This window comes from Algoriphagus lutimaris, from assembly GCF_017051705.1.
Classification (GTDB): domain Bacteria; phylum Bacteroidota; class Bacteroidia; order Cytophagales; family Cyclobacteriaceae; genus Algoriphagus; species Algoriphagus lutimaris.
Window position 1 is genome coordinate 195,354 of sequence record NZ_JAFIDJ010000004.1, and the last position, 20,476, is coordinate 215,829.

A 20,476-nucleotide genomic window follows, 5' to 3' on the forward strand; every position below is an offset into this window, starting at 1 on the left:
ACAAAACCCCTGGGAAACAGTTATGTAGGATCAGTTTTCCAGAGCGGATTCATCTGGATAAATTTCAAATTTTCAACAAGTTATGTAACTTAAAATAAGCATTAAAACCACTTAGTATGAAACACATTTTATTTTCACTAATCTTTTTACCGATCACATTATTTGGACAAGATTTGATCTCTACCAATTCGGGAGACATCAAAATCACTCCAATTTTACATGGAACCCTTGTTTTAGAATATCAAGGAAAAACAATCTATGTAGATCCTTATGGAGGAGCTTCTGCATTTGATGGCCAAAACACTCCAGATATTGTGTTGATCACCGATATTCATGGGGACCATCTTAACCAAGAGACCTTGGGTGGACTGGACTTGAGCAAAGCAACTATAGTAGCTCCAAAGGCAGTGGCTGACCAGTTAGATGGATCCAAATCAAAGTCAATATTAGTGATGGGTAATGGCCAAAGCCAAAAAGTATCGGAAATTCTTATCTCCGCTATCCCTATGTACAATCTACCAGAAACAGATGATAGCAGGCATCCCAAAGGAAGAGGAAATGGCTATATATTAAGTATGGGGGGTAAAAAAATTTACTTATCTGGAGATACAGAAGACATTCCTGAAATGCGAAATTTAAAAGAAATCGACGTAGCATTTGTGTGCATGAACTTACCTTACACAATGGATGTAGATCAAGCTGCAGATGCTGTTGCAGAATTTAAACCTTCTATCGTCTATCCTTATCACTATAGGGGTACTGATGGCCTTGCTGATGTTGAGAAATTCAAATCTTTGGTCAATACCCAAGCGCCTGAAGTTGAAGTAAGACTTAAAAACTGGTATCCAAGAAACTAAAAAAATAGGCAATTAATCTTGCCTATTTTTTTTGCTCAAACTTATTGTCATTAAAAGGACATAAGCTATGAAAAGACAAGATTACGTTCTAAAACAAAATTAAAAATGAACATAGATAAGGTCTCTATCCCATCTAAACTAGCTCAATTTTCAGATTATTGGAATCCTCGAATAGTGGGCGAACTAAATCAGCAACATGTAAAACTGGTTAAATTTAAAGGGGAGTTCATTTGGCACCACCATGTACATGAAGATGAGCTTTTCTTAGTCCTTGAGGGAGAGTTTGATATGGAATTCAGAGATAAAACGATTCATTTAATCAAAAACGATTTCTTAATTGTCCCAAAAGGAGTTGAGCACAGGCCTGTCGCTTCACAAGAAGTCTCTGTTCTTTTATTTGAACCTGCTACCACCTTAAATACAGGTAACACGATTGGGGATTTAACTCAGTCAAATTTGAAAAGACTTTAAAATCCATATGACTTTACTTAGGATCATTTAAATTAATAAGATTGAAAAATTATACTGCACATCAAAAAAGTAATAAATAGAAGACCATTGAAAAGTGATTTTAAGTTCCTACCTGCCTATTTTCTTTAAATCATTCTATTTTTCCAGAAAAAAATAAAAACATTTCTTAAAACGTAGTTCATATTCAAAAAAAAGTATTTAATTTAATATCAAATCAAATGAGTAAAAGTTGATTGAATCACCACCTTAAGTTCCCTTAAGAAATGAGGCTGCATTTTTTGCGGCCTTTTTTTAGCTTAATGCCCTATCTAAATCCTCCAATAAATCATCTAAATGCTCTAAGCCCACTGAGAGTCTAATTAAATTTTCTGGAGTTTTAGTATCCGGTCCCTCGGAAGCTGCCCTTCTTTCTATTAAGCTTTCCACCCCTCCTAGGCTCGTGGCATTTGTATAATACTTTAACTTTGAAATCAGCAAATCTGCTGCTGAGGCATCACCTTTTACCTGAAAAGAAAGTATTCCTCCAAAACCTGTCATCTGGCCAGAAGCAATTTCATGACCTGGATGCCCCTTTAAGCCAGGATAATACACTTTTTCAATATTAGGATGTTGAGATAAATAATTCGCCAATACCATTGCATGTTCGGCATGCCCTTTCATTCTATAAGGAAGTGTTTTAATACTTCTACATAGATAGTAACAATCCATTGGGGAAGGAACTGCTCCTCCAGTGGTCTGTACATTTTTTATTTTATCCCAGAATTCATTTTTTTCTTTTGTTACCAAGGCCCCACCTAAAATATCAGAATGTCCACCAAAATATTTGGTACTGGAATGCATGACTATATCAGCACCTAATAATAAAGGATTTTGAAAAACAGGAGTAGCAAACGTATTATCACAGGCAAGTAGAACACCTTTCGATCTAGCCAATTTTGAAATAGCCTCCACATCGGAAATTTTCAACAATGGATTAGAAGGAGTTTCCACCCAGACCAATTTAGTATTTTCCTGAAAAGCTGTCTCCACTTGGGTTAAATCGGTCATATCCACAAATGAAGCTTCCAGTACTCCATCAAATAAAGTCAAAATTCCTTTTTTCAACCCATGGTACATATCATCTGGTGCAATAATATGGGAACCAGGCTCCAAAGCTTGAAAAACAGCGATTCCAGCAGCATTCCCTGAACTAAAGGCAGCTGCATCTTCTCCTCTCTCCAAACTTGCTAGTAGCTTTTCCAATGAAGCTCTATTGGGGTTGTTGGCCCGAGAATAGATCATGGAGTTTTCCTGATGAATAAAAGTAGTACTCAAAGTGATCGGCTGGATTACTGGTTTTTCAGAATCCATGACGAAATTCCCTCCATGAATTGCTATTGTTTCAAATCTCATATTCTTGATTATTTATGTCTTGGTAATCAGAAATGGAAATTAGCAGAATTATCCCCAGAAAGGAAGAAGCTTTACACCAATATCTATTCCGTCTGTAAAGATCATGATTTTCTGTAAACCAGAAGTTTCTAATACTCTGCCTTTGCTAAAGACCCAAATCAAATATCCTTACTTTAAAGAGAATCCTTTAAACTTTAAGTAAGGCTATTTGAGAAAACAAACAGATATTTTCTGTAATCACCATGCAGGCATTTTTCAATCGAAAACTCAACAAAAATATTTCTATTCAAGTAGAGGTGATCAGTACAGAAAACTTCAAGATTTATTATCCTACCGTTGGAATTAGGTTTTGGTAACAAAAAAAAGCCAGCTGATGCTGGCTTTTTCAATTTTATCAGAAGGATTTACCTGATTCTATCTACTGATCTCACCAAAGCTTCATCTTTTCTAATGAATCGGTTGGCAAGCATATTACAAACCATGGCAGCAAGAACGACCCAAAAACCTATCTTGTAATCCCCGCTTTGAGATAAAGAAAGTTCAGAATTAATTCCATTAGTAGTAATGAAAATGGTAGCAACCAAGCCTACCATGACCAATGAATTGACCATATTCAACATCATTTGCCTACCTCTATTTCTAAATTGGAAAATCGAAATAATTGCCAAAAACCCTACAAATGAGGCCAATGCAGCGATATACCACTTTGATTCTGAAAGCAGTTCTTCCCCCGAAGAATCATATTTTTCCAAAAAGAGCGCTGTTAAAGAAAAACTTTCTCCAGAATCCGGAATCACTTGATGCCAAATTTCCATACTTAAGGTTATCCCCATAGCGACTGCCACTAAAAACAGGAATATTGTTTGAACTCGTTGAATCATTAGATTTGAAATTTTTTGCAAATTAACAGGCTTATCAGATCAATCACAAGGATTGAAGGTTTCTCTACCTCTTTTGAGTTGGAATAGTATCTTTGCACCCGATGAACCAAACCAAACGATATTTTCTTGAATTAAGCTATAAAGGGACTCCCTTTCATGGCTGGCAAAAGCAAAATAATGCTTTTACCGTTCAGGAATGCCTTGAATCAGCTCTTTCCACCTACTTCAGAAGTGAAATTTCTATTATGGGTAGCGGCAGAACTGATACTGGCGTACATGCCTCCATGCAGGTATGTCATTTTGATTGGGAGCAGGAAATTGATCAATTCAGATTCTTGAAAGCAATCAATGGTATTTTACCAAAGGAAATAGCGATTCATAGAATCCGTGAAGTAAAAAAAGAAGCCCATGCCCGTTTTGATGCGGACGAGAGGTCTTATTTCTACAGAATCATATTCCGAAAGGATCCATTCCTGGAAGATTTAGCTTGGCTAAGTTATTTCCAACCTGATGTATCAAAAATGAACCAAGCCATAGAAGCTTTGTTAATTCAGGAGGATTTCGAGTGTTTCAGCAAAGTAAATACCGAAGTAAACCATTTCCGATGCAAAATATTTTCTGCCCATTGGGAACAAAACGACAATGAATTGGTATTTCATATAACCGCAAACCGTTTTTTACGTGGAATGGTGAGAGCAATTGTCGGTACTTTAATGGAAATTGGACTTGGTAAAAGAAGTCCAGAGGACATGGAAAAAATTATTTTGTCAAAAGACCGAACGAAAGCGGGGAAATCAGCTCCTGCAAAAGGGCTTTTTTTAAGCCGGATTAAATACCCAGAACTAATTTATTTAGACTAAGAAATTTTGAGCCTAGAAAAAGAAAAGCAATCATCCGGTGAAATTGTAGACACCCAAGTACTCAAGCAGCTTTACAGTCATGTCAAGCCGTATCGAGCCCAATTTTATTTCCTGGTGTTTTTGACCATTGCTATGGCGGCCTTAGCACCGACCAGACCTTATTTCATTCAGGTTGCTATCGATGATTACGTGGCCAAAGGAGACGCTCCTGGTTTATTGAAGATCATCTATATTTTGGTAGGATTAATGATCCTTCAGGCGTTGGTCCAATGGGCTCACACTTTTTATTCGGGATGGATAGGCCAAGTGATTATCAAAGACATTCGGATCAATCTCTATAAGCATTTATTGAAATTACGCCTAAAGTTTTTTGATAATACTCCCATTGGAAGATTGGTAACACGAAATGTTTCGGATATAGAAACCTTAGCAGATGTTTTTAGCGAAGGCTTGGCAGCAATTATTGGTGACCTACTTCAACTCGTGACCATACTTGGCGTGATGTTTTATATTGACTGGAAGTTGACCCTGGTCAGTTTATGTACACTTCCATTGATGATTATCTCCACCTATATATTTAAGGAGAAAATCAAAGTCACATTCAATGATGTACGTAATGCAGTTTCCAACCTCAATTCCTTTCTGCAGGAACACATCACAGGAATGAATATCGTTCAGATCTTTAATAGGGAAGATCATGAGTTTGAAAAATTCAAGGAAATCAACAAAGAGCATCGGACTGCACACATCAAATCGGTCCTTTATTATTCCATCTATTTCCCTGTAGCAGAAATTATTCAGGCAATAGGAATTGGATTGGTTGTTTGGTATGGAGCAGTGGGCGTTCTAGGAATGGATTTACAAGTGGGGATTTTAATTTCCTTCATTATGTACTTGCAACTTTTTTTCCGCCCCATTCGAATGATCGCTGACCGTTTTAATACCCTTCAAATGGGCGTGGTAAGTTCTTCCAGGATTTTCAAATTATTGGAGAGTGATGAACATATTGCGAATGAAGGAGAATTTAAACCCGAGTCGGTAAAAGGAAATATCAGTCTGGAGCATGTATGGTTTGCCTACAACAATGATGAGTATGTTTTAAAAGACATCAATTTTGAAGTTAAAAGTGGGCAAACAGTTGCATTGGTTGGTGCAACTGGAGCTGGCAAATCCTCAATAATTAACCTGATTTCTCGTTTTTATGAAATCAATGAAGGAGTTATTTCCATTGATGGGATGGATATCCGTGACTTTGACTTAGGGATTTTACGAAAGCACATCGGAGTGGTATTACAAGATGTATTTCTGTTTTCTGACACCATCTATTATAATATCACCTTAGGTAACCCTTCCATTTCTAGAGAACAAGTCTTAGATGCGGCAGAGCAAGTGGGCGCACGAAAATTCATTGAGCGACTTCCTGGTGGATTAGATTACAATGTAATGGAAAGAGGAGCCACTTTATCAGTAGGGCAAAGACAATTAATATCCTTTGTCCGTGCAATGGTATATAACCCAGAAATCATCATTCTTGATGAAGCTACTTCCTCTGTAGACACCGAAACGGAGGAATTGATTCAGGAGTCGATCGACAAGATGATGAAAGGAAGAACTTCTATAGTCATCGCCCACCGCCTTTCCACTATTCAAAAAGCCGATAAAATTATTGTCTTAAACAAAGGCGAAATCGTAGAAACTGGCACCCATACAGAATTACTTGAACTGGGAGGCCACTATACACAGCTTCACCAGATGCAATTGAAAACAATGGCTATTTAAGCCGAACACTAAACCAATAAAAAGATTACCCTGTGAAATTAAAAGTTTTAGCACTCATTCTATTTATCCCATTCTTCAGTTTTGCTCAGGAAAGAGGAGTAGGAATTCGACTTGGAGAACCTTTATCCATCACCTATAAAGACTTTATCAGCGATTACATTTCCATTGAAGGAATGATAGGTAGCGCTGGAGTCAACGGAGCCAGTTATTATCAAAAGGATTTTGAAAGTAACCCTCCTGCATCCAATGCATTTTACATCGGCCATTCCGTTTCGAAAGGCGTTTCTTTCAATGTAAGATCTGCCTATCATGAGGATTTCACAGACAGTTTTGGGATCACTCAGGGCTATTTATTGGCCTATGGTGGTGCTGGAATTCAACTGAGAACCACCAAGGTGAATTACAGCTATGAGGTCAATCAGGTTTCCAATGGAAATCTTAGAACTGAAAACCGAACCAATGTAGACTTTGGACCGGAAGCATTTATTGGGTCTGAATATTATTTCTCAGACCTACCCATGAATGTCTTTGCGGAATTTGGGCTTTTTCTGGAGTTATTAGACAGAGTTGGACATATGAAAGCGCAAGGCGGGATCGGAGTCCGTTACCTATTCTAAACATGATCAAGAAAATTGGCATAGGAGCCATTGCATTAATTACTATTATTATTGCAGGCTATTGGGGTTTTGATCAATTAGGAGGGAATACTCCTATCGAAATTGTTGTGATTGAAAACCATCCTCCAACTTTAGTGGGTATTCATTACCGTGGAACTCCACAGGATCCTGTGTTGGAAAGAGCTTTTAAAAGTGTAGAAGCCCAAAAAGGTTTGCATCCGGGAAGCTCTTTGCATACCATCTATTACAGTGAACCTGCAGGAAAGCTAGATACCATGGAAGTGTTTATTGGGATTGATCAAAAATTACCCATTGAAGACTTTAAGGTAATGGATTTCAAAGAAACTAGTTTCTTGCTGGCCTCTATTAAAAGCAACAAATGGGTGATGCCCAACCCCACTACGGTACAGGAAAAACTGAAAGAATATGCCCTGCAACATGACATTCAATTAACAGGGATTTTCATTGATAAAATCGTTTCGAAATCAGAAGTTCAGGTACTGGCTCCCATCCAGGGAATCAACTAATTAGGTTTTTTTAACAAAGGCAGTTGAAAAATTATACCAACCCAAGCACAGTTATTGCCGTGAAAAGAACTATGTCAAAATTAAACCAAGCTAATATGAGAAAAATTACCGCCCTATTTGGACTAATTGGTCTAATAATATTTCAAGCGTGTGAAGGTCCTCAAGGACCTCCTGGATTAGATGGTTTGGATGGACAAGATGGTGTGAACATTGTGTCTGAAGTTTTTGAAGTTGAAGTTGATTTTACTGAAAACAATAACTATCAAGAGATTTTCACTTTTGACCCTCCTATTTTTGATAGCGATGTGGTTCTTTCATTTATCCAATGGGAGTCAGACAACGGTACTCCGATCTGGAGAGCATTACCTCAAACTGTTTTCTTTGAAGATGGTGTATTGATGTACAATTATGACTTTACCAGTAGTGATTTTAGTCTATTTCTTGATGGCCCGCTTGATTACAGTTTATTAGGACCTGAATGGACTAGAGATCAGTTATTCAGAGTTGTGGTAGTTCCAGGAGAATTTGCTTCTGCCCGAGTGGACCTTACTGACTATGAAGCCGTAACCAAATATTTAGGATTGACAGACGAGGATTTCAAAAGAATTGAATTGAAAAACAAGCATTAAAATATACTAAACCAACAGATTACCACAGACAGGATTTATGTTTTACAGAGATCCTGTTTTTTTATGTCAACATTTTTCGATGCCAAATTTAAATTGGCTGTTATCTTTGCGACATGCAATTACAAAATGATCTTTTGCTACGCGCTGCCAAAGGGGAACCAGTTGAAAGAACACCCGTTTGGTTGATGCGCCAGGCGGGTAGAATACTACCGGAATATAGAGCTGTCAGAGAAAGTGTCAGCGGGTTTATTGAATTAGCACAAACACCTGAATTGGCTGCTGAAGTGACCATTCAGCCCGTGGACCATTTAGGGGTAGATGCTGCCATTATTTTTTCAGATATCTTAGTGATCCCTGAAGCAATGGGGCTTCCTTATGAAATGGTGGAAAAACGAGGTCCTTGGTTTCCCAACACGGTCAATAGCAGCGCAGATCTAAAGAAATTAAGGATTGCAGATGGCGCCAATGATTTGAGTTACGTGATCAAAGCAATTGAAATCACCAAGAAAAACCTCAATGGCCGAGTTCCTTTGATTGGATTTGCAGGAGCTCCATGGACTATTTTTGCCTATATGGTCGAAGGTAGTGGTAGCAAGACATTTTCTAAAGCAAGACAAATGCTCTATACCCAACCTTCATTTTCGCATGAACTTTTGCAAATGATTACGGACAGCACCATCAATTATCTTCAAGCTCAAGTAAAAGCAGGAGCAGATTTAATTCAAGTGTTTGACAGTTGGGCCGGAATCTTAGGGCCTAAACAATATGCAGAATTTTCCCATCGCTACATCTCTCAGATTTGCGATGCCATTACTGAGGTTCCAGTTACCGTATTTGCGAAAGGCGCATTCTTCGCAAGGGAAGAAATGGGTAACTTAAATTGCGAGACGATTGGTCTCGACTGGAATATGGGGATTGAGGAGTCTAGAAAATTAATAGGAGAGAATAAAACCCTTCAAGGCAACCTAGACCCTGCCGCTTTATATGGAAACCCGGAGCAAGTAAGAGCTGCTACTTTGGATATGATGGAACAGTTCCGTGGATCGAGACACATTGCTAATTTAGGACATGGAGTATATCCGGATATAGACCCAGAAATGGTCAAAGTCTTTATCCAGGCTGTAAAAGATTTTAAATAAACAGATCTAACTAATGAAAGCCCAATTCAAAAAATGAGTTGGGCTTTTTCATGTTATTCAATTACAATAAGAGAATCTCCCACTTTTACTTTGCCCAAACTAAGCGCCACCATATTTTGACCAAACAACACTTTATTGTTTTTTGTACGAAAGCTTGCTAAAGTAGCTAGTGGTTCCTTCCCTTTTTTCCCAGTCTCCTGGTCCACAGTAGTCAGCACACATCTAGCGCAAGGCTTGACAATCCCAAACTCCACCTCTCCGATCCGGATAGAATTCATTTCATCTTCGGAAAAAGCCCTTCCCCCAGAAAAAACAATATTGGGCCTGAATCGATCCATGGGTACAGGATCAGCTAATTTGGAATTCAGTTCCTGTAAAGAAGACTGACCAATCAGCAAGTAAGGCATCCCGTCTGCAAAGCTGACAATTTCTCCATTTTTGGCATACTTAGGGTCTACTTTTCTTTGGGTAGTGTGAGGCATTTTCACCAAAAACACCTTCATCCCTAATTTCTTCTGAAACCATTTATCAAATTCAGTCCCTACTCTTTCGGCAAACATGACGTCATCCCAGACTGTTACTTCGATTTGTTGGGAAGTGGTTTTATCGAAAGGGATTCTAATCTGGCTTCCCCTGTCATTTTTATCGAAAACCAGTAAAGCCTCTTTTGCCAATACTACCTGGAGTAGGGCTAATTGGGGGTGCTCTCTTTGAGTAACAAAGGTTCCATCTTGGTCTACGAGCATCCACCTTCTATCATGAAGAAAACCTCTTTCCTCTACCCATGCTTCTTCTACACGAACCCCTCCCAAGGATTTAATTGGATAAATATAAATATCCTGAATTGCGAGATTTAATTGCATCCTTAAAAATAAGGGAGTTCTCTAGGAAAGAACAGTTTATCCCAAATATTTTCCAATAGAATAGACAGAAATATTGGACTTAAAAAACTCCCAGCAAATGAGTATGATATCAAACTGGGCATTCAATTGAATGAATCCTGTCCCAATCAAAAACACCAAGATCCATTTAAATCGCTCGCTATTTCCTTTAAAAAAGTCCTTCATTCTAACTAGGTAGATGCAGAATGAAAGAAGAAGGTTGCAAAAGGAATTCATAAAAATCAAGAATCTGTCATAATTGGAAGATTTCCCCATTCAGAGTGACACTTCTGTAAAAAATCAGAATGGGCACTGCCAACATTTCTGACAAACTGACACAAATACCTTAGTTTTTTGCAATGGCACATCCCTTGAAGAAAGGTGCTTGTAATCATTTGAAAAAACTTAAATAGATATAATTATGGGAAAAATTATCGGCATTGACTTGGGTACCACCAACTCCTGCGTAGCCGTAATGGAGGGTAATGAGCCTGTAGTCATCCAAAACAGCGAAGGGAGAAGAACCACTCCTTCAATAGTGGCTTTTCTTGACAATGGAAATGGAGAACGCAAAGTAGGTGATCCTGCAAAACGTCAAGCAATCACCAACCCTGCAAATACGATTTCATCAGTAAAAAGATTTATGGGTAAAAAGTTCTCTGAAGTCTCTGAAGAGAAAAAACATGCCTCTTATAAAGTAGAAAAGGGATCAAATGACACCATTGTAGTTAAAATCGGTGACAGATCTTATACTCCTCAGGAGCTTTCCGCAATGATTCTTCAAAAAATGAAGACCACTGCAGAGGACTTTTTGGGACAAGAAGTAACAGAAGCAGTTATTACTGTTCCTGCTTACTTTAATGACTCTGAGCGTCAAGCTACGAAAGAAGCTGGACAGATCGCAGGCCTTGAAGTTAAAAGAATTATCAATGAGCCTACTGCTGCGGCATTGGCTTATGGTATGGATAAAAAGAATCAGGACATGAAAATTGCAGTGTATGACCTAGGTGGTGGTACATTTGATATTTCAGTCTTGGAACTTGGTGACGGTGTTTTCGAAGTGAAGTCTACCAACGGTGACGTTCATTTAGGAGGAGACGACTTCGACCAAGTAATTATCAACTGGTTAGCAGATGAATTTAAAAGCGAAGAGCAAATTGATCTAAGACAAGATCCAATGGCCCTTCAGAGATTGAAAGAAGCTGCTGAAAAAGCTAAAATCGAACTTTCAAGTTCTTCTTCTACAGAGATTAACTTACCATACATCACAGCAACTCAAACCGGTCCAAAGCACTTGGTAAGAACTCTTAGCAGAGCAAAGTTTGAGCAACTTTCAGAAGATCTTGTAAGAAGATCAATGGAGCCTTGTAAAAAAGCATTGGATGATGCTGGATTAAGTCCTTCCGACATTGATGAAGTAATCTTGGTTGGTGGATCTACCAGAATCCCTAAAATCCAAGAAGAAGTTGAGAAGTTCTTTGGCAAGAAGCCATCTAAAGGAGTAAACCCTGATGAGGTAGTAGCAATTGGAGCTGCAATCCAAGGTGGTGTATTGACTGGTGAAGTAAAAGATGTGTTACTACTTGATGTGACTCCTCTTTCTCTAGGTATCGAAACAATGGGTGGAGTATTCACCAAATTGATTGAATCTAACACCACAATTCCAACAAAGAAATCAGAGGTATTCTCTACAGCTGCTGATAACCAGCCTGCGGTAGATATCCACGTCCTTCAAGGTGAAAGGCCAATGGCGAAAGACAACAGAACAATTGGTAGATTCCAACTTACTGATATTCCGCCAGCTCAAAGAGGTGTTCCACAAATCGAAGTAACCTTTGATATTGATGCCAATGGTATTCTAAATGTATCTGCAAAAGATAAAGGAACTGGTAAAGAGCAAAAAATTAAGATTGAAGCATCTTCAGGACTTTCTCAAGAGGAAATCGACAGAATGAAAAATGAAGCTGAAGCAAATGCTGCTGCGGATAAAGCTGAAAAAGAGAAGATAGAAAAATTAAATCAAGCTGATAGCTTAATCTTCCAGACTGAAAAGCAATTGAAAGAATACGGTGACAAGCTTTCTGAAGGAAACAAAACTGCAATTAATTCAGCACTTGAAACATTGAAGACTGCTCATCAGTCTCAAAACGTAGAGGGTCTAGAGCCTGCTATGGAAGGGTTGAATAAAGCATGGGAAGCTGCTTCACAAGAAATGTATAATGCTGCCGGTGCGGAAGGCGCTCAAGCAGGTCCTGATGCAACATCGGGTGCAGATGAAGGAACTTCTGGAGATGGAGTTTCTGATGTAGATTACGAAGAAGTTAGCGAAGACAAAAAATAATTTTCGTCTAAACCAACTAAATGCGGCATCTGTTATAGCTAACAGGTGCCGTTATTTGTTTATTCTAGATTTTAAGAAATGGAACTGACAGCTGACAATAAATTAAAAAACCTGATCGTCGTTGGGGACAGAGTTTTGATAAAGCTAAAGAAGCCAAATGAAAAAACCGGTTCAGGCTTATATCTTCCTCCCGGTGTTCAGGAAAAAGAAAAAGTCCAACAAGGATACATCATCAAAACAGGCCCAGGATACCCTATCCCTATGCCCACAGAAGATCCTGAACCGTGGATGGATAAAGAAGAACCAATTAAGTATGTTCCGCTTCAAGCAAAGGAGGGGGATTTAGCAATTTTCCTATTAAATGGATCTTTTGAGGTGATTTATGGAGGTGAAAAATATCATGTAGTCCCCCAAAGTTCAATTCTAATGCTAGAAAGAGAGCAAGAACTATAAAAAAAGCCCGGCAAAACCGGGCTTTTATTTTTATTAATGCCACCAAAACTTTTTAGGCCGCATGGATTTTGGTAAAATGTAACTTGCTTTCGAACCTGTAACAGATAATTCTGGATCTTCCCATACTTTTCTGTTTTTAGCTTTTAAACCCTTCGGATTTTCAACATTACTTCTGGTATAAATCATCGATTGAGTTCCAGACCTTTCCCAAACTTTAGCATTTTTGGCAGCCGGACCTTTTAAAGTTTCTGGTTGCTCATAGTACGCTACTTGTATTGCATTTTTGGTCCTATCTGATACTTTCGCATTTTTTGCTTTAGGGCCAGTAACACTCTGTGAATAAGATGCAACAGCAATAAACATGGCCGCTATAATTATAAACGGTCTTTTCATCGATCTACTTTGGTTGATTTTGAATAATATACTCAAAACCAATCTTTTTGTTTCAATAAAACAATATATATTCAATGAAATTGGTAAAAATCAGAAATTATATTTTAATACCTGATACCAATATCGTTAGACTCTTTTATTATATTTCGTTTTAAAAATAACGAACTTTTAATCTTTTGAAGAAATACCTTATACATGAAGGCATTATTTTACCCTATATCACTGCTACTTTATCTCCAAAATAAAAAAACCGGAGTGAAAATCACCCCGGCTTTATTGACAATAGACCCTGTTTATTTTTTAGAAAGCAAATACTGCTGCCAAGAGAAATGAAGACAAACTCTTACTTCCTGCTAGATCTTTATTAAGGAAATAATCTTCCTCGCTCATCGTATCCAATCTAATTTCCGGGATCAAGGTTAAGTTATTTCCAATCTTCGCATTACCTGAAAGCGTAAATGCAAATACATTCCCATCTCCATTTGGACCAGTTCCTACAACTCCCTCTAAACCACTATTAAAGACACTAAAATACTCACCTCTAAGACCTATTGCAAAATTCTCTGAAGTGGAAGCTTGCAGATATCCTGCAAAACCGTAGAACCCTGCATTATTATCTTCTAGTGAAAATATATCTGCCCCATCAAACTCTTCCCCACCACTCGTGGAGTTATAGGTAGTATTTACTCCAAGATACCAAACGTCTGATAAATCAAAACCTGTTGTGAGATCCACCTGAAAAGTATTTCCATAGGAAACTTGACCTGGGATAAGATCTCCATTGTTGATTAATTTACCATCATTATCTCCATAGACAAAATTCAGAAAGGTACTTCCCGAGCCTGTGCTATAACCTAGTTGAGCTCCAAAAGTATAAGTACCAAAAGGATTAAACTCTGTAATATCCGTCGGGTTCATCACTGAAGCCATTAAAGACCACTTTTCAGATATAGCGAAATCAGCTTTCAAACCAGTATGAGAAAATGGACCATAAGAGAACATGTAAGAAGTAGAATAGTTGAAATTCCCTGTTGGAGAAATCACCTCATACCCTAAGAATGTATTGAAGTTACCAAAAGTCAAGGTGACTGCGTCGGTCACATTCCAATACACATATAATTGATTTATGATTTGAGAACTTCCAGCCATTCCTCCAGCATATAAAGGAGAACCAAAAACCGCGTCTTCTCCCCTAGGTCCAAATACCAAATCAGCAACCGCCCCTACTTTTTCTCCCTCGTACGTCGCAATAATATTGGCCATACCTAGAGAAAATCCAGGTAAGTTACCAAAAGAACTAGCAGGAGCTTGATAATTTTCACCCTTATTCGGTGCACCAAAATTCGATCTGAAATAAGCATCCACGGAACCTGAAAAAGTAAATTTGGATGGTTCCTTTTCTTCTTCCACAATAATTGCCTCTTGTCCAAAACTTATTGTAGAGACAAAGAACATCCCTACGAATATTAGTAGATTAATATTTTTCATTTTAATTTTAAATGTTGGTTAATAAATAGATAGTTGACCATTTAAGCCTTCGAAACCGGAAAGAGAGTCGCGTTTTTTTCCGATCGAAGGCTTTTTTTTATTCGTCGTATACAATAGTATATCCACGGATACCATGCTCATGAGAATCAAGACCACTTTTCTCATGCTCTTCAGAAACTCTGATACCTACGGTCACTTTTAGTACGTAGAAGATGATGAAAGCAGAAATAAATGCAGTTGCACCGCAAATCAATACACCCATCAATTGAGTAATAAATGAATGCTCTGGATTTGTAGAAAAAATGCCTACTGCTAAAGTACCCCATACACCGCAAGTCAAGTGAACAGACACTGCACCAACCACATCATCGAGTTTAAGGCTATCTAACAATACAGCAGAAAGTACTACCAAAATCCCCGCGATAAACCCTACAATAACCGCAGAACCAGGGTTGATTACATCAGCTCCTGCAGTTATGCCGACTAGACCGGCAAGCACTCCATTCAACACCATTCCGAGATCCAATCTTTTGAAAACAAAGTATCCAGCCAAGAAACCACCCATTCCACCAGCACAAGCGGCGAGACTAGTAGTTACCAGTACAAAGGAAACTAAAGCAGGGTCTGCAGAAAGGACGGAACCGCCATTAAATCCAAACCATCCTAACCAAAGAAGAAAAACACCAATTACTGCCAATGGAACAGAAGCTCCAGGCTTATCTACTGTTTTTCCATTTACATATTTACCGATTCTTGGTCCAACAAGGATTACACCTGCCAAAGCACCCCAGCCTCCAACGGAGTGAACCAAAGTACTACCTGCAAAATCATAGAAACCCATTGCATCAAGAGCTCCTCCACCCCATTTCCAACTTCCGATGATCGGATAAACAATTCCCACAAAGAATAAGGTGAAAATCAAATAAGACCAAAGCTTCACACGCTCAGCAATAGCTCCAGATACAATGGTAGCCGCTGTAGCAGCAAACATTGCTTGGAATAAAAAATCCGTCCAGTAAGTATAGCCGGCATCAGCATAGTCTGCAGTTACATCAGCATCACCTGGAGAGAACCAAAACATGCTCCAGCCAGAGGCATCAAACCCAAACCATCCTGGAGTTTCAAATCCTGGATACATTAAATAGAACCCAGCTATTGCATAGGTTAAAATTCCAAGAATCGGAGTAATCGTGTTCTTGAAAAGAATGTTTACTGTGTTTTTGGCTTGACCAAAACCAGCTTCAACGCCTGCGAAGCCCAAGTGCATAATAAACACGAGCGCTGTAGAAAGCATCATCCAAACATTGTTGGTGGTGAGGATGTTTTGCGTCAATGCCGCAGAAACATCCATTGTCGCGGCCGCATCTTGGGCCAACAGGGGTGCGAAATACATCATAGGTTTTATAGAAATTTTGAATTGATTTTCAGAATTTAATATAGGTTTGAAGAGAATTCTCAAATCGAATGTAAATAGTTTATTACCAATAAAACAAATAGGCATTTTCAAAAAATCACATATTTACTAAGATAGTTGGTTATTTTTTAAGCCATTTTTTAACGATTTTGCAAAAAATACCATGATTTCAATGATTTTTATACCCAACATATAGAAAGAATAATATTTGGTAAAAATCCTCTTTATTCTTCGGAAACGATTTCTAAAACAGGCTTTTAGAATAAAATTAATTTTAAAGCATCTAAAACAGTATTTTATTTTAAAAAAATAAAAAAAACAAGATTTTAGTATTTTTATCTCGTTTTACAAAAAATATAAAAATTCACTTTCTACATTTTTTTTTAACCGATCAACCACAAAAACTACCGTTTCTTTCAAGAATAGAGTAAAATAAAGACTCTATTTCACAAAAAAACCGGAAAAAATCCGGTTTATACTAAAATTTGAAACTGCAAGTTATTTTATCGCCCGAGTTGTGCATATTCTTTTGCAAAATAGGTTAAAATGATCTTAGCTCCTGACCTTTTAATACTGGTCAAAATCTCTAACATAGCCCTTTCCCCATCTAGCCATCCCCTCTCGGCCGCAGCTTTCACCATACTATACTCACCAGAAACATTATAGGCGGCTATAGGCAATGGGTAATTATCACTTAATAGCTTAATGATATCCAAATAGGACAGCGCGGGTTTTACCATTAAAAAGTCCGCTCCTTCCTCCATATCCAAATCTGCTTCAATCAAAGCCTCTTTAGAATTGGCACAATCCATTTGGTAGGTCTTTTTATCTCCGAATTTGGGAGCGGAATCAAGAGCATCTCTAAAAGGCCCGTAAAATGCACTGGCGTATTTAGCGGTATAAGACATGATAGAAGTATCTGTGTAACCATGTCCGTCTAAAAGATCCCTTATATACCCTACTCTACCATCCATCATGTCGGAAGGACCCAAAATATCCACCCCGGCATCAGCTTGTGCCAAAGACATTCTCCCCAGCACTTCTAAAGTCTCGTCATTCAGTACTTTCCCATCCTTAACTATTCCATCATGTCCATCACTACTATATGGATCCATAGCTACATCAGACATCAAGCAAACTTCAGGAAACTGCTTTTTAATTTCCTTCAAAGCCTTCAAATAAAAAGTTTCGGGATTGAAACTTTCAGTAGCCTTTGCATCTTTCAACTCTTCAGGGTAAGCCGGAAAAACATCAAAGGATGTTATTCCAAGATTTAAACAAGATTCGATCTCTGAAAGCATGGTATCTATGGAGAACCTGTAAATCCCTGGCATGGAATCCACTGCCACTCTTTTCCCTGTTCCGGAAACAAGAAACAAAGGAAGGATCAAATCCTTAACTGAAACAGAGGTTTCTTCAACTAAACTTCGAACCACCTCTGATTTTCTATTTCTTCTTGGTCTTCTTTGCATATTATTTAAATAATTCCTTTAAATGTGCTAAATCCAGCCCCAAATAATTCTCTATATAATAGTGACATGCTGGAAGCTCCTCTTTAGAATGGCTTGACAACACACCTACTACTTTCATTCCGGCATTTAATCCAGCACTTGCTCCCGAGAAGGAGTCCTCAAATACCAAACATTCTGAAGGAGTAATACCTAAATTATCAGCGGACTTCAAATACACTTCTGGGTCAGGCTTATGTTTTATAACATCTTCTGAAGCCAATTGAGAATTCATTAAATTTGAAATTTCCAGGGTATTAATAATTAATTCTAGATTCGCTCTAGGAGCTGAAGTGGCTACCGCAGTAGGCAAACTTGATTTTTTTAAATTTTGGAAGAATGGCATAAAGCCGGGAATCGGATCTACTTCTGTTTTGTAGATCTCCCAGAACAAACTCTCCTTTTCATCTTCTAAAATGGCCAACTCTTCCCCATCAATCTTTCTACCTAAGAAATGGCTCAATATGTAACCATTATTTTTCCCATACATATGCTCTTGATATTCTTCCTCAGAAGGATTCAAATTTCTCTTGGCGAAGAATTGCTGAAAAGCGACAGAATGATATGGATTGGTATGACAAATGACTCCATCCATATCGAATATCACTGCTTTAAGCATAGTTATTTCTTGAAATCGGTAATTGTTTTCTCGATGATGTCACAACATTCATGAATCTGCTCTTCCGTCATTACTAATGGAGGTGCAAAACGAATAATATTTCCATGAGTAGGTTTTGCCAATAGTCCATTATTCTTTAGTGCAATGCAAATATCCCATGCAGTAGAGCTTTCTTCAGTATCATTGATTACTACCGCATTCAACAAACCCTTTCCTCTAACAAGTTTCACTAAATCTGATTTTTCAACCAGTTTTTGCATTCTATTACGGAAAACTATACCGAGTTTCTCCGCATTTTCAGCCAACCTTTCATCTTTCACCACATCTAAAGCCGCCATAGCCACTTTAGTTCCTAAAGGATTGCCTCCATAGGTGGAGCCGTGCTGCCCCGGCTTGATGACATTCATGACTTCATCATCGGCCAATACTGCCGAAACAGGATAAAATCCACCAGAAATCGCTTTCCCTAAAATAACCATGTCGGGACGAACATTTTCATGATCTACAGCCAGCATCTTACCTGTTCTTGCAACTCCAGTTTGAATTTCATCTGCTATAAATAAAACCTGCTTATCCGCACAAGCATCTTTGGCGTTTCTCAGGTATCCAGCAGAAGGCACGTATACCCCGGCCTCTCCTTGAATTGGCTCCACTAAAAAAGCAACCACATCAGGATCCTGAAGTGCTGCTTTTAATGCATCAATATCATCATAAGGGACTTTAATAAAACCTGGAGTGTATGGCCCAAAGTTTTTTCTTGCCGTTTCATCGTTTGAAAATGAAATAATCGTGGTCGTTCTACCATGAAAGTTATTCTCTGCCACAATGATTTTAGCTTGCTGCTCATTCACCCCTTTGCGCTCATAACCCCATTTTCTAGCGATTTTAATGGCAGTCTCCACTCCTTCTGCTCCCGTGTTCATCGGTAACACCTTGTCATACCCAAAAAACTCCGTAAGGTATTTTTCAAATGGACCCAAGACATCATTATGAAATGCCCTGGAAGTAAGAGTCAAAATCCCTGCTTGTTCAATCATCGCATTTTTAATTCTTGGATGACAATGCCCTTGGTTAACGGCTGAATAAGCAGAAAGAAAATCATAATATTTTTTTCCTTCCACATCCCAAAGGAAAACACCTTCGCCTTTGGCCAAAACAACAGGTAATGGATGATAATTATGAGCACCATATTTCTCTTCTAATTCAATTGCCTGAGAGCTAGATGTGATTGTCTGCATGTTTTTCTTATTTTTGTATTCTGAATTGTGAACTCTTATCAGCAAAAATAGGATAATTGGCTGTACCTCTAGGCATGAAACCAGAAAAGAACACTCAAAACACCCCTACTTTAACTTCAAAAGATTATTATTTCAATGAAGAAGGCTTGATGGTATTCACAAAACACTATCACTTGAAAAGAGGATACTGCTGCGGAAATGGGTGTAAACACTGCCCTTATACAAAAGGTTGAATTAAAAGGGAATAATTTTAAATCCCTTTGTTGTTAATTCCCAAAAAGTTCCGATATTTGCAGACTCATTACAGAAACGCATACAAATTACGATACTATATCATGGCAAAAGTTTGTGACATTACCGGAAAAAGACCTCGCGTAGGAAACAACGTGTCCCATGCAAACAACAAAACGAAGCGTAGATTTTATCCAAATCTTCACAAGAAGACTTTCTACGTTCCAGAAGAAGACGCATGGATCACACTTAAAGTGTGCACTAAGGCATTGAAGACTATCAACAAAAAAGGTATCTCTGCAGTTTTGAAAGAAGCTCAGGATTCTGGCATGATCGTAATCAGATAATCAAAGTCACGACCTTAAAATTAACACGAAGATGGCTAAGAAAGGAAACAGAGTACAAGTGATTTTGGAATGCACGGAGCATAAGACTTCAGGCATGCCAGGTACTTCAAGATACATCACTACCAAGAACAGAAAGAATACTACTGAAAGATTGGAGTTGAAAAAATTCAACCCAATTCTGAAGAAGGTTACTGTTCATAAAGAAATTAAGTAAATCAGCTCAGGATTATTCCTGTAAAACGAAAAAGATATGGCTAAGAAAGTAGTAGCAACCCTGAAGAAAAAAGACGGTGTAACATACGCTAAGGTCATCAGAGCTGTAAAGTCTGATAAGACTGGTGCTTATACATTCAGAGAAGAAATGGTTCCTTCCACCTCGGTACAGGAAACTTTAAGCAAATAATTGCCTAG

Annotated in this window: 24 protein-coding genes; 14 read left to right on the forward strand and 10 right to left on the reverse strand. The window is 38.2% G+C overall.

Translation table 11 applies throughout. From position 1 onward, the window contains the following. Nucleotides 1-116 precede the first annotated feature (116 nt). On the forward strand, nucleotides 117-857 hold the full coding sequence (locus tag JYB62_RS19315; RefSeq protein ID WP_205647037.1) for an MBL fold metallo-hydrolase: 741 nt from the start codon (nucleotides 117-119) through the stop codon (nucleotides 855-857). 105 nt (nucleotides 858-962) lie between these two features. Beyond that, a complete protein-coding gene (locus tag JYB62_RS19320) occupies nucleotides 963-1,328 on the forward strand; it encodes a cupin domain-containing protein (protein WP_205647038.1) in 366 nt (121 codons plus the stop codon). 291 nt (nucleotides 1,329-1,619) lie between these two features. Here the strand turns inward: JYB62_RS19320 and JYB62_RS19325 are convergent, their stop codons facing one another. Together JYB62_RS19325 and JYB62_RS19330 are read right to left on the reverse strand one after the other, a co-directional pair. Further along, complete coding sequence (locus JYB62_RS19325; protein ID WP_205647039.1) at nucleotides 1,620-2,720, reverse strand: trans-sulfuration enzyme family protein; 1,101 nt, start codon at nucleotides 2,718-2,720, stop codon at nucleotides 1,620-1,622. 404 nt (nucleotides 2,721-3,124) lie between these two features. Next, nucleotides 3,125-3,601, reverse strand: a complete 477-nt coding sequence (locus tag JYB62_RS19330) for a DUF4293 domain-containing protein (RefSeq protein ID WP_205647040.1) — start codon at nucleotides 3,599-3,601, stop codon at nucleotides 3,125-3,127. 101 nt (nucleotides 3,602-3,702) lie between these two features. On the opposite strand from JYB62_RS19330, the gene truA reads away from it, so the two are divergent. The 6 genes from truA to hemE all read left to right on the forward strand — a co-directional run bounded on the left by truA (nucleotide 3,703) and on the right by hemE (nucleotide 9,152). Next, nucleotides 3,703-4,461, forward strand: a complete 759-nt coding sequence (truA, locus tag JYB62_RS19335; RefSeq protein ID WP_205647041.1) for a tRNA pseudouridine(38-40) synthase TruA — start codon at nucleotides 3,703-3,705, stop codon at nucleotides 4,459-4,461. Between the two features lie 6 nt (nucleotides 4,462-4,467). Continuing rightward, nucleotides 4,468-6,240 carry an ABC transporter ATP-binding protein gene (locus JYB62_RS19340; protein ID WP_205647042.1) on the forward strand — a complete coding sequence of 591 codons (1,773 nt, stop codon included), beginning with the start codon at nucleotides 4,468-4,470 and terminating at the stop codon, nucleotides 6,238-6,240. Between the two features lie 32 nt (nucleotides 6,241-6,272). After that, nucleotides 6,273-6,857 carry a hypothetical protein gene (locus JYB62_RS19345; RefSeq protein WP_205647043.1) on the forward strand — a complete coding sequence of 195 codons (585 nt, stop codon included), beginning with the start codon at nucleotides 6,273-6,275 and terminating at the stop codon, nucleotides 6,855-6,857. 2 nt (nucleotides 6,858-6,859) lie between these two features. Then, nucleotides 6,860-7,384 carry a hypothetical protein gene (locus JYB62_RS19350; RefSeq protein ID WP_205647044.1) on the forward strand — a complete coding sequence of 175 codons (525 nt, stop codon included), beginning with the start codon at nucleotides 6,860-6,862 and terminating at the stop codon, nucleotides 7,382-7,384. A 95-nt stretch (nucleotides 7,385-7,479) separates the two neighbouring features. Next, nucleotides 7,480-8,013 carry a hypothetical protein gene (locus JYB62_RS19355; protein WP_205647045.1) on the forward strand — a complete coding sequence of 178 codons (534 nt, stop codon included), beginning with the start codon at nucleotides 7,480-7,482 and terminating at the stop codon, nucleotides 8,011-8,013. A gap of 113 nt (nucleotides 8,014-8,126) precedes the next feature. Further along, the gene (hemE, locus tag JYB62_RS19360) at nucleotides 8,127-9,152 is read left to right on the forward strand and encodes a uroporphyrinogen decarboxylase (protein WP_205647046.1); all 1,026 of its coding nucleotides are present in this window, start codon (nucleotides 8,127-8,129) and stop codon (nucleotides 9,150-9,152) included. A gap of 53 nt (nucleotides 9,153-9,205) precedes the next feature. Here the strand turns inward: hemE and JYB62_RS19365 are convergent, their stop codons facing one another. Both JYB62_RS19365 and JYB62_RS19370 read right to left on the reverse strand, forming a co-directional pair. Next, entirely contained in the window at nucleotides 9,206-10,015 is an 810-nt protein-coding gene (locus tag JYB62_RS19365) for an MOSC domain-containing protein (RefSeq protein WP_205647047.1), read from the reverse strand. Nucleotides 10,016-10,051: 36 nt separating this feature from the next. Next, entirely contained in the window at nucleotides 10,052-10,219 is a 168-nt protein-coding gene (locus JYB62_RS19370) for a hypothetical protein (RefSeq protein ID WP_205647048.1), read from the reverse strand. A 235-nt stretch (nucleotides 10,220-10,454) separates the two neighbouring features. Between JYB62_RS19370 and dnaK the strand changes: the two genes are divergently transcribed. Further along, complete coding sequence (gene dnaK, locus JYB62_RS19375) at nucleotides 10,455-12,374, forward strand: molecular chaperone DnaK (RefSeq protein ID WP_205647049.1); 1,920 nt, start codon at nucleotides 10,455-10,457, stop codon at nucleotides 12,372-12,374. Between the two features lie 78 nt (nucleotides 12,375-12,452). Further along, nucleotides 12,453-12,827, forward strand: a complete 375-nt coding sequence (locus JYB62_RS19380; RefSeq protein WP_074226194.1) for a co-chaperone GroES — start codon at nucleotides 12,453-12,455, stop codon at nucleotides 12,825-12,827. Nucleotides 12,828-12,860: 33 nt separating this feature from the next. On the opposite strand, the gene JYB62_RS19385 is transcribed toward JYB62_RS19380, so the two are convergent. The 6 genes from JYB62_RS19385 to rocD form a co-directional block, all read right to left on the reverse strand. Then, nucleotides 12,861-13,220, reverse strand: coding sequence for a hypothetical protein (locus tag JYB62_RS19385; RefSeq protein ID WP_205647050.1), 360 nt, complete (start codon nucleotides 13,218-13,220; stop codon nucleotides 12,861-12,863). A gap of 300 nt (nucleotides 13,221-13,520) precedes the next feature. Continuing rightward, the gene (locus JYB62_RS19390; protein ID WP_205647051.1) at nucleotides 13,521-14,708 is read right to left on the reverse strand and encodes a porin; all 1,188 of its coding nucleotides are present in this window, start codon (nucleotides 14,706-14,708) and stop codon (nucleotides 13,521-13,523) included. A gap of 97 nt (nucleotides 14,709-14,805) precedes the next feature. Beyond that, entirely contained in the window at nucleotides 14,806-16,101 is a 1,296-nt protein-coding gene (locus JYB62_RS19395) for an ammonium transporter (protein WP_205647075.1), read from the reverse strand. A gap of 524 nt (nucleotides 16,102-16,625) precedes the next feature. Beyond that, nucleotides 16,626-17,594, reverse strand: coding sequence for a porphobilinogen synthase (hemB, locus tag JYB62_RS19400; protein ID WP_205647052.1), 969 nt, complete (start codon nucleotides 17,592-17,594; stop codon nucleotides 16,626-16,628). A gap of 1 nt (nucleotide 17,595) precedes the next feature. Continuing rightward, nucleotides 17,596-18,249: an HAD family hydrolase gene (locus JYB62_RS19405; RefSeq protein ID WP_205647053.1), complete on the reverse strand. Its 654-nt coding sequence runs from the start codon at nucleotides 18,247-18,249 to the stop codon at nucleotides 17,596-17,598. A 2-nt stretch (nucleotides 18,250-18,251) separates the two neighbouring features. Beyond that, nucleotides 18,252-19,487 carry an ornithine--oxo-acid transaminase gene (gene rocD, locus JYB62_RS19410; RefSeq protein WP_205647054.1) on the reverse strand — a complete coding sequence of 412 codons (1,236 nt, stop codon included), beginning with the start codon at nucleotides 19,485-19,487 and terminating at the stop codon, nucleotides 18,252-18,254. A gap of 74 nt (nucleotides 19,488-19,561) precedes the next feature. On the opposite strand from rocD, the gene JYB62_RS19415 reads away from it, so the two are divergent. From JYB62_RS19415 to JYB62_RS19430, 4 genes are all read left to right on the forward strand, one after another. Then, a complete protein-coding gene (locus JYB62_RS19415) occupies nucleotides 19,562-19,720 on the forward strand; it encodes a DUF5522 domain-containing protein (protein ID WP_205647055.1) in 159 nt (52 codons plus the stop codon). Nucleotides 19,721-19,822: 102 nt separating this feature from the next. Then, a complete protein-coding gene (gene rpmB, locus JYB62_RS19420) occupies nucleotides 19,823-20,065 on the forward strand; it encodes a 50S ribosomal protein L28 (RefSeq protein WP_074226189.1) in 243 nt (80 codons plus the stop codon). Between the two features lie 31 nt (nucleotides 20,066-20,096). Beyond that, on the forward strand, nucleotides 20,097-20,279 hold the full coding sequence (gene rpmG, locus JYB62_RS19425; RefSeq protein ID WP_014020702.1) for a 50S ribosomal protein L33: 183 nt from the start codon (nucleotides 20,097-20,099) through the stop codon (nucleotides 20,277-20,279). Between the two features lie 36 nt (nucleotides 20,280-20,315). After that, entirely contained in the window at nucleotides 20,316-20,468 is a 153-nt protein-coding gene (locus JYB62_RS19430; protein WP_074226188.1) for a DUF4295 domain-containing protein, read from the forward strand. Nucleotides 20,469-20,476: the final 8 nt, after the last annotated feature.